Origin of the sequence: Microbacterium sp. SORGH_AS_0969 (assembly GCF_030818255.1) — a bacterium.
In the GTDB taxonomy this organism is placed as follows: domain Bacteria; phylum Actinomycetota; class Actinomycetes; order Actinomycetales; family Microbacteriaceae; genus Microbacterium.
On the sequence record NZ_JAUTAG010000001.1, the window covers coordinates 2,147,501 to 2,160,513 of the forward strand.

13 protein-coding genes are annotated in these 13,013 nt (G+C 70.8%); 8 read left to right on the top strand and 5 right to left on the bottom strand.

The annotated features are described in order from the left end of the window. The first annotated feature begins 142 nt into the window (after nt 1-142). Nucleotides 143-1,135, top strand: a complete 993-nt coding sequence (locus QE388_RS09940) for a nucleoside hydrolase (RefSeq protein ID WP_307385070.1) — start codon at nt 143-145, stop codon at nt 1,133-1,135. 55 nt (nt 1,136-1,190) lie between these two features. On the opposite strand, the gene QE388_RS09945 is transcribed toward QE388_RS09940, so the two are convergent. The 4 genes from QE388_RS09945 to QE388_RS09960 are packed head-to-tail and all read right to left on the bottom strand — an operon-like array spanning nt 1,191 to nt 5,869. Then, nucleotides 1,191-2,558: an NtaA/DmoA family FMN-dependent monooxygenase gene (locus tag QE388_RS09945; RefSeq protein ID WP_307385071.1), complete on the bottom strand. Its 1,368-nt coding sequence runs from the start codon at nt 2,556-2,558 to the stop codon at nt 1,191-1,193. Then, on the bottom strand, nt 2,551-3,849 hold the full coding sequence (locus QE388_RS09950; RefSeq protein WP_307385073.1) for an amidohydrolase family protein: 1,299 nt from the start codon (nt 3,847-3,849) through the stop codon (nt 2,551-2,553). Before QE388_RS09950 ends, QE388_RS09945 begins: the two co-directional genes overlap by 8 nt. Next, nucleotides 3,846-5,105 (bottom strand): adenosylhomocysteinase, encoded by a 1,260-nt coding sequence (locus QE388_RS09955; RefSeq protein WP_307385075.1) that lies wholly within the window; start codon nt 5,103-5,105, stop codon nt 3,846-3,848. Before QE388_RS09955 ends, QE388_RS09950 begins: the two co-directional genes overlap by 4 nt. Continuing rightward, a complete protein-coding gene (locus QE388_RS09960) occupies nt 5,102-5,869 on the bottom strand; it encodes a hypothetical protein (RefSeq protein ID WP_307385077.1) in 768 nt (255 codons plus the stop codon). Before QE388_RS09960 ends, QE388_RS09955 begins: the two co-directional genes overlap by 4 nt. Before the next feature lie 140 nt (nt 5,870-6,009). Between QE388_RS09960 and QE388_RS09965 the strand changes: the two genes are divergently transcribed. The 7 genes from QE388_RS09965 (at nt 6,010) to ccsB (ending at nt 12,215) form a co-directional block, all read left to right on the top strand. Continuing rightward, nucleotides 6,010-6,399, top strand: a complete 390-nt coding sequence (locus tag QE388_RS09965) for a DUF6264 family protein (RefSeq protein ID WP_307385079.1) — start codon at nt 6,010-6,012, stop codon at nt 6,397-6,399. A 107-nt stretch (nt 6,400-6,506) separates the two neighbouring features. Next, a complete protein-coding gene (locus tag QE388_RS09970; RefSeq protein ID WP_363374255.1) occupies nt 6,507-7,196 on the top strand; it encodes a DedA family protein in 690 nt (229 codons plus the stop codon). A 165-nt stretch (nt 7,197-7,361) separates the two neighbouring features. Continuing rightward, a complete protein-coding gene (locus tag QE388_RS09975) occupies nt 7,362-8,006 on the top strand; it encodes a histidine phosphatase family protein (RefSeq protein WP_307385083.1) in 645 nt (214 codons plus the stop codon). Continuing rightward, entirely contained in the window at nt 8,006-8,611 is a 606-nt protein-coding gene (locus tag QE388_RS09980; RefSeq protein ID WP_307385085.1) for a TlpA disulfide reductase family protein, read from the top strand. The genes QE388_RS09975 and QE388_RS09980 overlap by 1 nt, the downstream gene beginning before the upstream one ends. After that, entirely contained in the window at nt 8,608-9,357 is a 750-nt protein-coding gene (locus tag QE388_RS09985) for a cytochrome c biogenesis CcdA family protein (protein WP_307385086.1), read from the top strand. The genes QE388_RS09980 and QE388_RS09985 overlap by 4 nt, the downstream gene beginning before the upstream one ends. Further along, nucleotides 9,338-11,197 (top strand): cytochrome c biogenesis protein ResB, encoded by a 1,860-nt coding sequence (locus QE388_RS09990; protein ID WP_307385088.1) that lies wholly within the window; start codon nt 9,338-9,340, stop codon nt 11,195-11,197. The genes QE388_RS09985 and QE388_RS09990 overlap by 20 nt, the downstream gene beginning before the upstream one ends. Nucleotides 11,198-11,201: 4 nt before the next feature. Further along, on the top strand, nt 11,202-12,215 hold the full coding sequence (gene ccsB, locus QE388_RS09995) for a c-type cytochrome biogenesis protein CcsB (protein WP_275801689.1): 1,014 nt from the start codon (nt 11,202-11,204) through the stop codon (nt 12,213-12,215). A gap of 147 nt (nt 12,216-12,362) precedes the next feature. On the opposite strand, the gene QE388_RS10000 is transcribed toward ccsB, so the two are convergent. After that, on the bottom strand, nt 12,363-12,935 hold the full coding sequence (locus QE388_RS10000; protein ID WP_307385090.1) for an endonuclease domain-containing protein: 573 nt from the start codon (nt 12,933-12,935) through the stop codon (nt 12,363-12,365). Nucleotides 12,936-13,013: the final 78 nt, after the last annotated feature.

The following is a 13,013-nucleotide window of genomic DNA, read 5'->3' on the forward strand; positions in this document are numbered from 1 at the left end:
GACATGTGCTGTGGGGGTGAGCGGCGGAGTCCGCCCGCGTCACCCCTCACTCTGGGGTCTTCTCGTGACGAACAGGGAACGAACGTGTCACGCGGTGTAACACCGGGCCGTGTCGGAGGCACCGAGCGGGCAGGGTGAAGGCATGGCATCCCCTTCTTCTTCCGTCTCTCGCCGCGTGCTCGTCGACACCGACACCGGTCTCGACGACGCCCACTCGCTCATGTATCTGCTGGCACAGCCCGATGTCGAGATCGAGGCGATCACCACGATCTACGGCAACACGCCGGTCGAAGACTCCGCGCGCAACGTCCGCACCGTCCTCCGGCTCGCCGGGCGCGAGGACATCCCGATCCACCTCGGCGAGGCCGCCCCCATCGAGGGTGAGGCGTCGATCGCCGACTTCGTGCACGGCACCGATGGGCTCGGCGACCGCTTCGAGCGTGCCGAGCTGCGCGTCCAGGACGAGAGTGCGGTGGATGCCATCGTCCGCATCGCCGCGGAGAACCCGGGCGAGGTCGACCTCCACCCGCTCGGACCGCTCACGAATATCGCCCGGGCACTCGAGCGCGACCCGGAGCTCTTCCTGAAGTACCGTTCCGTCGTCATCATGGGCGGCGCCGGCGCCTACCCGCCGCCCGGTGGGGCGACCCTGACGGATGCCAACACGGCCAACGACAGACGAGCGGCCGAGATCGTCTTCGGTGCGCGCAACAACGGCAACGTCGTCATGGTGGGTGTGAACGTGACCGCCCAGGCGATCCTCGACGAGCACGTGCTCACCGTCTTGCGAGGGGTCGGCACCCCGTGGGCGACGTTCGCGGGCGAGGTGCTCGACGCCTACAACGACTTCTACCAGTACAAGTGGGGTCGCCGGATCTCCTCGGCGCACGACGGCCTGGCCACGGTCGTGCTGCACCGTCCCGAGATCGTCACCGGGTGGATCGAGGGGCCGGTGGACTTCACCCCGTATGCGGACTCGCTCGCCACGCGGATCGCCCTGACGAACGACGGGCTGCCGCTGGTCTGGGGGACGCCGGACGGGCCGTCGGTCCGCGCCGTCACGTCGTTCGACAAGACGGAGTTCCTCCGCCGCTTCGTGCAGGCCCTCTCGACCGGCCCCGCCTCGCGCGACTGATTGCCGGCGCGCTCGCCGCCGTCGCGCGCCGCCCTCGCTCGGTACGCCCGCCCCGTCAGCGCACGCCGGCGCGGGCGGGGTGGTCGTCCGCGAGGCGGTCGCGGCGGTCGGAGCGCAGGCGGGAACGGAACGTGCCGTCCTTCGGGAAGCCGCCGTACAGCCCACGCTCGGTGAGGGCGGGGACGAGCATCTCGGCGAAGTCCTCGACCGACGCGGGCGACAGGAACGGGTGCAGCAGGAAGCCGTCGACCCCCGACTCCTCCACGAACGCTCCGATCGCGTCAGCCACGGCGTCGGGGGTGCCGAGGAACCTGTCGTCGGCGAACGCGGTGACTCGCGAGAACTGCCGGCGCACATCGCCCGCGGTCAGCGTGGGCGCGTCGGCGCGGGTCTCCTTCGTCTGCGTGGCGTTGGTGGCGCGCTTGACCAGCGGCTCGTCGTCGGCGTACCGCGAGAAGTCGATGCCGCCCCACCCGGCGTAGGCGGCGAGCTGCGCCTCGGAAGAGTAGTGCGCCTGTAGCGAGTCGATCTTCTCCTGCACCGCGATGTCGGTCGGAGCCACCACGAGGTTCATGCCGACGACGGCGCGGATCTGCGTGGCATCCCGGCCCAGTTCTTCGGCTCTTTTGCGGATGCCGGCCAGCCCCTCGCGGATCGCCACGGGGTCGCTGTCGCCCACGAAGATCAGCTCGGCGTGGCGCGCGGCGAACTCGCGGCCGCGCGGCGACCAACCGGCCTGGATGATGACCGGTGTGCGCTGCGGCGACGGGGTGCTCAGGTGGGGACCCGCGACACGGAAGTGCTCGCCCTCGTGGTCGATGCGGTGCACCTTCGCGGCATCGGCGAAGCGCCCCGAGGCCTTGTCGCCGAGGAACGCGTCGTCTTCCCAGCTGCGTTCCCACAGGGCGTACGCGACCTCGAGGAACTCGTCGGCCCGGTCGTAACGCTGATCGTGGGCGAGCACGTCGAGGCCGAAGTTCGCGGCGGCCCCCGGGAGGTACGAGGTCACGACGTTCCAGCCGATGCGCCCGTCCGTGAGGTGGTCGAGGGTCGAGAACCGGCGCGCGTGGGCGAACGGGTGCTCGTACGTCGTCGAGACGGTCGTGCCGAAGGCGAGGTTCTCGGTGACCGCGGCGAGCGCGGGGATGTGCAGCATCGGGTCGAGCGCGGGCAGTTCGACGCCGGTCTCGATCGCCGTCGCCGCCGACCCGCGGTAGGTGTCGTACATGCCGAGCACGTCGCCGAAGAAGAACAGATCCATGCCGGCCGCCTCGACGCGGCGGGCCTGGTCGATCCAGTAGCGCAGCGAGGTCGCGGAGAGGCGGTCGTCGGCGGGGTGCGTCCACATGCTCGCCGCCGAGGAGCCGTTGCCCACGCAGGCCTGCTCGTACAGGCCGAAGAGCAGGGGCCGGGGGTCAGACATTCGCGGTGGTCCGTTCTTCTCGGGCGGGGGTGCGCCAGCGGACGTGTCCGCCGACGACGGTGAGCAAGGCTTCGCCGGGCCCGGACTCGACGAGCTCCACGAGCGCGTCCTCGGGGGTCGTCGCGTCGACCGGGAACACCGCGAGGTCGGCGCGGGCACCGACGTTCAGGATGCCGGTCGGGTCGCTGGCATCCAGACCCAGGGCGTGCGCCCCTCCGGCGGTGGCGGCGTGGAAGAGGCGGGCGTGCAGATCGACGTCGTCGTACCCCTGGGAGCGTGCGAGGCGGTACAGTTCGGCGACGTCGTCCCAGAGCGACAGGCTCGGCGACGACGAGAGCGAGTCGGTGCCGACCGCGATCGCGTTGCCCTCGCGCAGGTAGGCCGCGATCGGGGGAGGGTCGAGGCCGATGACCGCGTTCGACCGGGGACAGAGTGCGACGCTCACCCCGCGTTCGCGGAGCAGCCGACGGTCGTCGGCATCGACGTAGATCCCGTGCGCGAGGTGCGTGGTCGGCCCGAGCGCACCCAGCGAATCGAGATACGGGATGACGCCCGTGCCGATGCCCCCGTCTCGCAGCAGCGCGAACTCGCCTCGACCGTTCGCGCGCCACCGCTCGGCGAGATCGCCGGTGCCGGTGCGGACGTAGGCGTCCTCCCAGGCGGACTCGGCCGCGTGGATGTGCTGACGCACGCCCCACTCCGCGGCCAGGCGGGACAGGTCGCGGATGACCTCGGTGTCGAGCGAGTAGATCGCGTGCGGCGAGATGCCCACCGCCGGGGGAGTGGGCAGGGCGCCCAGCTGCGCGCGGACGGTGTCGGGGCCCCCGAGGTGCCAGGCGCTCTCGGTCCACCCGAGCACCTCCCAGAAGGCGATCCCGTGCAGCCCCGCCGCGTGCACAGCGCTCCCGGCCTCGGCATCCGTGACGATCTCCGCCACCGCGGTCGTCCCGGACCGCAGGCACAGGGCGGCCCCGGCCGCGGCCGACGCGCTCCAGTCGCGGGGGAGGGGGTAGAGCTCCATGAAGGCGCTCATCCACGACTCGAAGCCCTCGTGCGAGGCGCGTCCGACCGCGGCCATGTCGGTGTACTGCAGGTGCGTGTGCGCGTTCACGAGCCCCGGAGTCAGGGCGCCGTCCCACTCGTGGACCTCCGGGGCGTCGAACTCGCGGACGACCTCGTCGAAGCCGCCGACCGCCGCGAGACGACCGTCGCGCACGGCGACCGCTCCGTCGGCTCGGGCCGGAGCGCCCGGAGAGAGAACCACGCGGGCGCGGTGGACGACCACGCTCACTCGTCGTCTCCCTCTGCGGCGATCCACGAGGCGAGGAACTCCCGCTGCGCCGCCGAGACGGTGTCGACCGTGCCCCCGAAAGAGGCGAGCGCGATCGCCGCGACCTCGTCGTCCGCGCCGCGCGGGAGCTCGTGCACCGCGGCCCCGAGCCCTGGCGTCGTGAGCAGGTACTCCACCGACGCGAGCTGCACCCCGAACGACAGGTCCATGATCTGCACCGGGTTGCCCTCGGCCGCGCTGACGTTGAGGCAGTTGCCGTCGTCGAGGACGTGCACGAGCGATCCGCTCGACATCCGGAGGGTCGACACCGCCCCGTCGCGCGCGATCTCGATCGCACCGGCCGCGCGGGCGGCATCCAGGGCGATCTCCTGCGAGACGCCTCCGCCGACCGCCACGATCGCCCCGCTCGGCAGGGCGTCGAGGTGGGCGACGTCGACGGTGTGCCGGATGCCGGTCGCCGAGATCACGATGTCGGCCTCGGCGGCGGCCTGAGCGAGGGTGCGCACCGGGAAGCCCGCGAACGCCGCTTGCAAGGCCGCCACAGGATCCGTCTCCGTGACGATCACGCGCGCACCGAGGGCAGCGGCGTGCTCGGCGATGCCGGAACCGACGCGCCCGTAGCCCACGACGACGACAGTCGCTCCGCGCAGCGAGCGGTTCGCGACGTCGGCGACCGCGAAGACGACCGACTGGCCCGTGCCGTGCCGGTTGTCGAACAGCGACTTCGACCGCGCGTCGTTGGCGGCGATCACGGGGATGCGCAGCGCACCCTCGGCGTGCATGCGTCGCAGGGGTCGGACGCCGCTCGTGGTCTGCTCGGTCGCGCCGCGCATCTCGGCGCCGACGTCGGGACGCTCGAGGTGCACGAGGCGGATCGTCGAGGCGCCGTCGTCGACGATCACCTCGGGCCGGTGGTCGAGCAGGGCGAGCGCGTTCTCGCGGTCCTCGGAGCGCCCGGCATCCGCCCGCGCGTACACCGCGAGGCCGGCGTGCGCGAGGGCGGCGGCCACCTCGTCGTCGGTGTTACGGCCCGCCGAGGTGACCGTCACCTCGGCTCCCGCCTCGGCGAGGGCGAGGGCGACGGCGGCGGTCTTCGGCTCGAGCACGTCGGACACGCCGATTCGCACCCCGGCGACGGTTCCCGCGCGGCGCAGTCGCTCGGCGAGAACCACGGTGACCGGCATGTGCGCGCGCGCCCAGTCGATGCGGTCCGCTCCCGCGCGCCAGAGCGAGGGGTCGGCGATGCGTCCGATCACGGGGTCACCTCCCGGGCGAAGCGGTCGTCGTCTCCGTCGAGGAGGATGAGGGCGATCAGGGCGTCGAGGAGCAGCCACGGGGTCGCGGCCGGAGGGGCGTCCTCTTCCGGCAGCGGCGACGGCATCTCGACGAGGAAGGCCTTCCCCGCCTGCCCGACGAGCGGGCGCGACGAGGGCGACGTGTGCACGCCCGCGGTCGCCGTCCCCGCGGGGGAGGCGTCGGCGACGAGCCCCTCGAGGGCATCGACGGGAAGGATGCCGTGCCCCTCACCGGTCAGCAGCGTGAGGTGCACGGGAGTGTCGCGGGAGGCGAGGGCGTCGAGCGCTCGCACGCGGTATCCGTCGAGGCGTGCGGCGAGGGCCACCACGGGTGCGTCCGTCGCGCGGATCACCGCGGCTCCCAGCGTGCGGAGCGAGGTCGCGAGCGCCTCGGCGAGCAGCCCGTCGCCCACGACGGTCACGGTCGTCCCCGCGATCGTGAGATTGGTGCGCGACGAGACGGCGCGGAGCACCTGTTCCGCACGAAGCCGGGAGTACAGGATGCCGAACGCCGGCGACCCGAACGGATCGACGCCGTCGTCGGCGCGGGAGAGATCGATCCCGGCCGCCTCACGCAGGAGCGCGAGCACAGACGGGGGGAGGGGAGGGAGGGCACCGCCGTACGACAGGGTCACGAGCGCGCTGCGCCACTCCCGGTGGAGGCGGAGGGAAACGGGGAGCAGCGCGTCGATCCTGTCGGGCGTGAGAGACCGGAAGGACGACACGTCTCGACGGTACGGTGCGCGGGCACCGGATCGCCACTTCGTGACGGTGCGTGGCGTGGCGTGGCGTGGCGTGGTGCGGCGTGGCGTGGTGCGGCATCGTGCCGAGCGGCGGTGGCCGTGGCATCCATAGGATGGCGGGCGTGACCTATTCGATGCCTCCGGAGTCGTTCCGGACGCTCCGGCCCGAGCCCGTGCATCGGTCTTCGCGCACGTGGGACATCGTGCTCACGATCGTCTTCCTCGTGCTGCTGCCGCTCGCCGCGCTCGCCGCGTCGTACGCGGGTCTGTTCCTGGCCTTCGCGTCGGACGCCTGCGGGGTGCAGAACTGCAACAGCGACCTCATGAACCTCGGGCTCTGGTCGGCCGTGATCTCCCCGTGGGTGGTGCTCCTGATCGGCGTCGTCGTCTCGATCGTGCTCCTGGTCAAGCGACGGCTGGCCTTCTGGGTGCCGCTGGCCGCGATGGCGCTCATGACGGCGCTGTGGTTCGTCGCCGCAGCCATCGTGAGCCTCGGGGTCTCGGCATCCTGAATCCGAGAACCCGCTCGGGGGCAACCCCCAGGATTCGCCTCTGACCGGGCCGTAGCCTGGAACGGGCGCCCGGACGGGCGGCCGATCACCGAGCGCGAAGGCACCCGATGACCGACATGACCCTTTCCGTCGCACCCGCGGCAGCCCCCTCCGCGGAGGAGGGGCAGTCCTGGCTGACCTCGCTCGCCGACTGGACCGTCTCGCTCATGGAGGTCATCGGCCCCGTGGGGGCGGGGGTCGCCATCGCCCTCGAGAACCTGTTCCCGCCGCTGCCGAGCGAGGTCGTGCTGCCGATGGCGGGTCTGACCGCGAGCCGCGGTTCGTTCACCCTCTTCGAGGCGTTGCTGTGGACGACCGTCGGATCCGTGGTCGGGGCGTTCATGCTCTACGGCCTCGGCCGCTGGCTCGGGGCAGCCCGCCTGCGCCGCTTCGCCGAGAAGATGCCCCTGTTGCATCCCGAAGACGTCGATCGCACCGTGGCCTGGTTCGAGCGCCACGGCGGCAAGGCGGTGTTCTTCGGACGCATGATCCCGATCTTCCGCAGTCTCATCTCGATCCCCGCGGGCGTCTCGAAGATGCCGATGTGGCGTTTCGGTCTGCTCACGGGTGCGGGCAGCCTCATCTGGAACACGATCTTCGTGCTCTCGGGCTACCTGCTGGGCGAGAACTGGCACATCGTCGAGGAGTACGCCTCGATCCTGCAGTACGTCGTCATCGCGGCCGTCGCGATCGGGGTGGCGTGGTTCCTGTACAGCCGCGTCCGGTCGCTGCTCGCCTCGCGGCACAGCGAGGTGTGAGACCACGCCGGTCCCTTCGACGGGCTCAGGGACCTCGGGCCGGCGTCTTGGCGGTGGCTGAGCCTGTCGAAGCCTCCGAACCACCGCGATCGTCGGTATCTCCACGTCGAAACAACCGCCCCGCTCGCTCAGTCAGACCACAGAACCCGCCCGTAGACTGATCCGGTGCCCGCGGATCGCCTTCATCTCGTGCGCCACGGGGAGGTTCACAACCCCCGTCGCGTGCTCTACGGTCGGCTCCCCGGGTTCGGTCTGAGCGTCGACGGCCGGCACATGGCACGCCAGGCCGCCGAGTACGTCCGCGGGCTCGATCGGCCCGTGTCGGCCCTCATCGCCTCACCGCTGCAGCGCACGCGCGAGTCGGCCGAACCGTTCGTCTCGCTCTTCGGCATCGAGCCCGTGATCGACGAGCGCGTGATCGAGCCGACGAACGTGTTCGAGGGGCGCCGCATGAAGCAGGCGCTCGCGAACCCGGTCAACTGGCGGCACCTGCGCCGGCCCGCCGTGCCGAGCTGGGGCGAGCCGTACGCCCAGGTGGTCGCGCGGATGACGGCCGCCATGACCGATGCCTGGGACCGCGTGCCCTCGGGCGATGTCGTCATCGTCTCGCACCAGCTCCCGATCTGGGTGACCCATCTCGCCCTCTCCCTCCAGCCCACCCGCCACGATCCCCGGAAGCGCCGCTGCGCGCTGTCGAGCGTGACGAGCTTCGAACGGCGCGACGACGCCGACGGCTCCCGCCGCTGGGTCGAAGTGGCCTACGCGGAACCGGCGAGCACCGCCGGGGCCGTCGACGTAGGAGCCGTGTGATGCGCCGAATCCTCACCGCCGTCGCTTCCGCGACCGCTGCCCTCGCCCTCGTGGCCGGGCTGTCCGCCTGCACCACCGACCCGCTGGCCGAGCAGTACCGCGCGGGCGACAACAAGGGCTACATCGCCGCCAACGGGTTCCAGACCCAGGAGATCGCCCCCGACCAGCGGGGGGAGCCCGTCGACTTCGCGGGAACCCTCGACAACGGCTCGCCCGTGTCGAGTGCCGACTTCTCGGGCAAGGTGCTCGTCGTCAACTTCTGGTACGCGACGTGCGGCCCCTGCATCATCGAGGCGCCGCGACTCGAGCAGGCGTACCAGTCGTTCCAGGGCCAGGACGTCGCGTTCCTCGGCATCAACACGTACGACCAGGGTCCGACCGCCCTGTCGTTCGCGCGCGACAACAAGGTGTCGTACTCCAGCGCCCTCGCCGTGAACGACGCCGAGCTCAAGCTCGCCTTCAACGACAAGACGCCCCTGAACGCCACCCCCACCACCCTCGTGCTCGACAAGCAGGGACGCGTGGCGGCCCGCATCATCGGCGAGCTGCCCGAGGCGTCGATCCTCGAGTCCATGGTGCGTACCGTGCTCGAGGAGAACGCGTGAATCCGGGCGCTCTCGTCTTCGACGGGGCACTCTGGCTCGCGATCCCCATCGCCCTCGCCGCGGGACTGATCTCGTTCCTCTCGCCCTGCGTGCTGCCGCTGGTACCCGGATACCTCGGCTTCATCGGCGGCGCCGTCGCACCGCGGGGGAGCTCGGCATCCGGGAACGGTCGCGGTCGTCTGCTCGGCGGGACCCTGCTCTTCATCGCCGGCTTCACCGTCGTCTTCATGGCGCTCAACGTGCTCGGCGGGGCCGCGGGGGCGTTCTTCACTCGTTACGCCGACGTGATCACGCGCATCGTGGGCGTCGTCATCATCCTCATGGGCCTCGTCTTCATCGGGCTCTTCGGCATCGCCCAGCGCTCCGTGCGGATGCAGGCGCGCGGCAACCTCGGCCTCATCGGGGCGCCCCTGCTCGGCATCGCGCTCGGCGTCGGGTGGACCCCGTGCATCGGCCCGACGCTGACCGCCATTATCTCGGTGTCGTATATCGTCGGCGACCCCTGGCGGGCAGCGATGCTGGGGCTGTCGTACTCGCTGGGCCTCGGCATCCCGTTCATCCTGTTGGCCCTCGGCTTCGGCTGGGCGACACGGTCCGTGGCGTTCATCCGCAAGCACATCCGCCTGGTCAACCTCATCGGCGGGGTGCTGCTGATCGTGCTCGGCCTGCTGATGGTCGTCGGCGTCTGGGGAACGTGGATGTCGACGCTGCAGGGGGTGATGCTCAATGTCCAGCTCCCGCTCTGATCGAGGTGGCACCGTGACCGAGCCGACCGACGGCGTCCTGCGCCCGTCCGATCACGCCGACTCCACACCCTCCGGCGACGGGGGCGACGACATCACGCAGCCGCGCCTGGGCGTCATCGGCTGGATGCGATGGGGCTGGCGACAGCTCACGAGCATGCGCACCGCGCTCGTGCTGCTGCTGCTCCTCGCGATCGCGGCCGTGCCCGGATCGATCGTCCCGCAGCGCAGCGCCGACCCCAACGGCGTGACGCAGTACTTCACCGACAACCCCGACCTCGCGCCGGTGCTGGACAAGCTGAGCATGTTCGACGTGTACACGTCGCCGTGGTTCTCGGCGATCTACATCCTGTTGTTCATCTCGCTGATCGGGTGCGTCCTTCCGCGCACCAAGCACCACTGGAAGGCGCTGCGCTCGCAGCCCCCGCGCACGCCCGCGCGGCTCGGTCGCCTCGACGATCACCGCGACGTGACCGTGCCGGTGCCGGAGGGCCAGGATGCCGCGGCCGTCGCCGCCGCGGCCGTCGACAGCGCCGCCGCGCAGTTGAAGAAGAGCGGCTACCGCGTCGCCCGATACGACGGGCGGGGAACGTTCTCGGTCTCGGCCGAGCGCGGGTATCTGCGCGAGACCGGAAACCTCGTCTTCCACGCGGCCCTGGTCGGAGTGCTGATCGCCGTCGGCGTCGGCGGAGGCTTCACCTACACGGGCCAGCGCGTGCTCGTCGAGGGACAGGCGTTCGCGAACAGCCTGCTCGACTACTCGTCCTTCAACCCCGGACGTTTCGTCAGCGGCGACACCCTCACGCCGTACTCGATGACGCTCGACAAGTTCGACGTGAACTACGTCGCCCCCGGGCAGCCCGGTGGCGGGCAGGCCGGCGACTTCGTCGCGCACATGACCACGCAGGCACCCGGCGGCACCCCGCAGGACGGCGAGATCCGCGTCAACCACCCGCTCGATGTGCAGGGCGACCGCGTCTACCTCCTCGGCAACGGCTACGCGCCCACCGTCACCATCCGCAACGCCCAGGGCGAAGAGGTCTTCCACGACTCGGTCGCGTTCCTCCCGCAGGACTCCAACATGACCTCGCTCGGTGTGATCAAAGTCGCCGACGGCATGCCGGAGCAGCTCGGCCTCATCGGCTTCTTCTACCCGACGATGAACGTGCTCGACTCGGGCGCTCTGACCTCGACCTACGGTGCTCTCGAGTACCCCGTGCTGACTCTGCGCGTCTACGCGGGAGACCTCGGCATCGACGACGGCACGCCCCGTTCGGTCTACACGCTCGACCCGACCAACATGACGCAGCTCGCCGGTGGCGACAGCGGCACCCCCGCGATCCGGCTCATGCCCGGCGAGACCCAGGACCTGCCCAACGGGCTCGGCACCATCACCTTCGACAACGCCGCGCCGGCGGGCGCTTCGGGATACGACGGTTCGGTCAAGCGCTTCGTGTCGCTGTCGATCCACCGTGACCTCGCCGGTCCGTGGGTGCTCGCTTTCGCCCTGCTGGCCCTGTTCGGTCTGCTTGCCGCCCTGTTCGTCCCGCGTCGACGCATGTGGGTCAAGGCGACACCGCGCGGCGGGGCGGTGCTCGTGGAGTACGCCGGTCTCGCCCGCGGCGAAGACCCGACACTCGCTGCGGCCGTCGATCAGATGGTCGAGAAGCATCGGGGGTCGCTTCCCGCGGCTGCTCCTGTTTCTGACGCTGCCGCTGCCGCGTCTGCGGCTTCGGCCTCTGCGGCTTCGACCTCCGCGGGGGATGCCCCGAGTGACCCCGCGAACGGTGCCGAATCCGCTCCGACCGACCCGTCCCACCCCGACACCGGAAAAGTAGACTGAGACCATGCCCGGACCGAACTCGCTCCTCCTCGACGAGATCTCCCTTCTCCTGGTGTGGACGGCGGTCGGCGTCTATGTGCTGGCGTTCATCGCCTACGCCATCGACCTCGCGCGCCGTTCCGACCTCGCTGTGAAGGCGAAGGACCAGGTCGTCGCTCGCGAGCTCGTCACGGCCGGTGGCGGGGGCGTCATCGACGCCTCGGCCGGGGGTGTGGCATCCGGTCCCTCGTTCACCGACAAGCCGCGCTATCTGTGGGCGCGCATGGGGACGGCGCTGACCGCGCTCGGGTTCCTCTTCCACCTCGCGGCGACCGTGCTGCGCGGCTTCGCCGCCGGTCGCGTGCCGTGGTCGAACATGTACGAGTTCGCCCTGACCGGCCTGCTCCTCATCGTGATGGTCTACCTCGCGTCGCTGACGCGGTACGACCTGCGCTTCCTGGGGTCGTTCATCACCGGCCTCGCAATCGTGCTGTTGGGCGGCGCGACCCTGGCGTACCACGTCGACGTCACGCCGCTCGCCGATCCGCTCAAGTCGGTGTGGCTCGTCATCCACGTCTTCGTCGCGATCCTCGCGACCTCGCTGTTCGCGCTGGCCTTCGGGCTCTCGGTCGTGCAGCTGCTGCAGACGCGGCGCGAGCGCAAGCTCGTTGGTGCGCCGGTGGATGCCGCCGGCCGCCGCAGCTTCCTGCGCACGCTCCCGTCGGCCGACGCTCTCGAGTCGCTCGCCTACCGCTTCGCGATCGTCGGGTTCATCTTCTGGACCTTCACGCTCATCGCGGGCGCGATCTGGGCCAACGACGCCTGGGGTCGCTTCTGGGGCTTCGACACCAAGGAAGTCTGGACGTTCGTCATCTGGGTGCTGTACGCCGGGTACATCCACGCCCGCGCGACCCGCGGCTGGCGCGGCACCCGCTCGGCCTGGCTGTCGATCATCGGTTTCTCGGCCGTGCTGTTCAACTTCACGATCGTGAACGTCTTCTTCAAGGGCCTGCACGCGTACAGCGGTCTGACGCAGTAGGCACGCGGGGCGGCGCGCCGGGGTGCGGCCGCGCGCCCGCGCGTCCGCCGCGCCCCGCGCGCGCGCCCACCCGTTGAGTGTCCAAAACACGCCGTAACTCGAGTCGGAGTTGCGGCGTGTTTTGGACACTGAACCGGATGCCGCGGCTCACGGGCGCCAACCGGCGGCGCGGAGCGCGGCCACAACGGGAGCCACAACATCGCGTTCCGGGAAGTCGAGGTGGTGGGCGACGATGCGGACAAGGGTCCAGCCCTGCGCGGCGATAGCGCGCCAGCGGTCGGCATCCTTTCGAAACTGCTCAGCGTCGGCGTGCTGTCGTCCGTCGTACTCGACCGCCACACGGTGATCTCGGTAGGCCATATCGAGCCGGGCAACAAATGCGCCAGACGGATCGCGGAGCGTCCAGTTCAGGTCGGGTTCGGGGAGCCCCGCCTGGACGAGAATGAGTCGAACGCGCGACTCGCGCGGGGATTCGGAGCCGGGACGCGCGAGGCCCGCGGCCGAACGTAGCGCGACGATGCCCCGGTGGCGGTGCCTTCCCGCGGCCGCCGCGAGCGCAGATGGCGGAACGTCGTGGGCGAGGAGCCAATCCCCGATCGCCACGAGGTCGGCCTCGCTGACGACCGTGGCGAGGTGCGCCCACGTCGCGACCTTCGCTGTCACGGGTAAGCCATCGAGCGTCGCGATCTCGTCAGACGAGAGGGTGAGGCGATGACCCATGACGCCCTTCGTGCGGGGCTCTCTTGCGGGAGGGACGGCGCTGACGTGTATGACCGCGTCGTGTCGGCAGGCCAACGG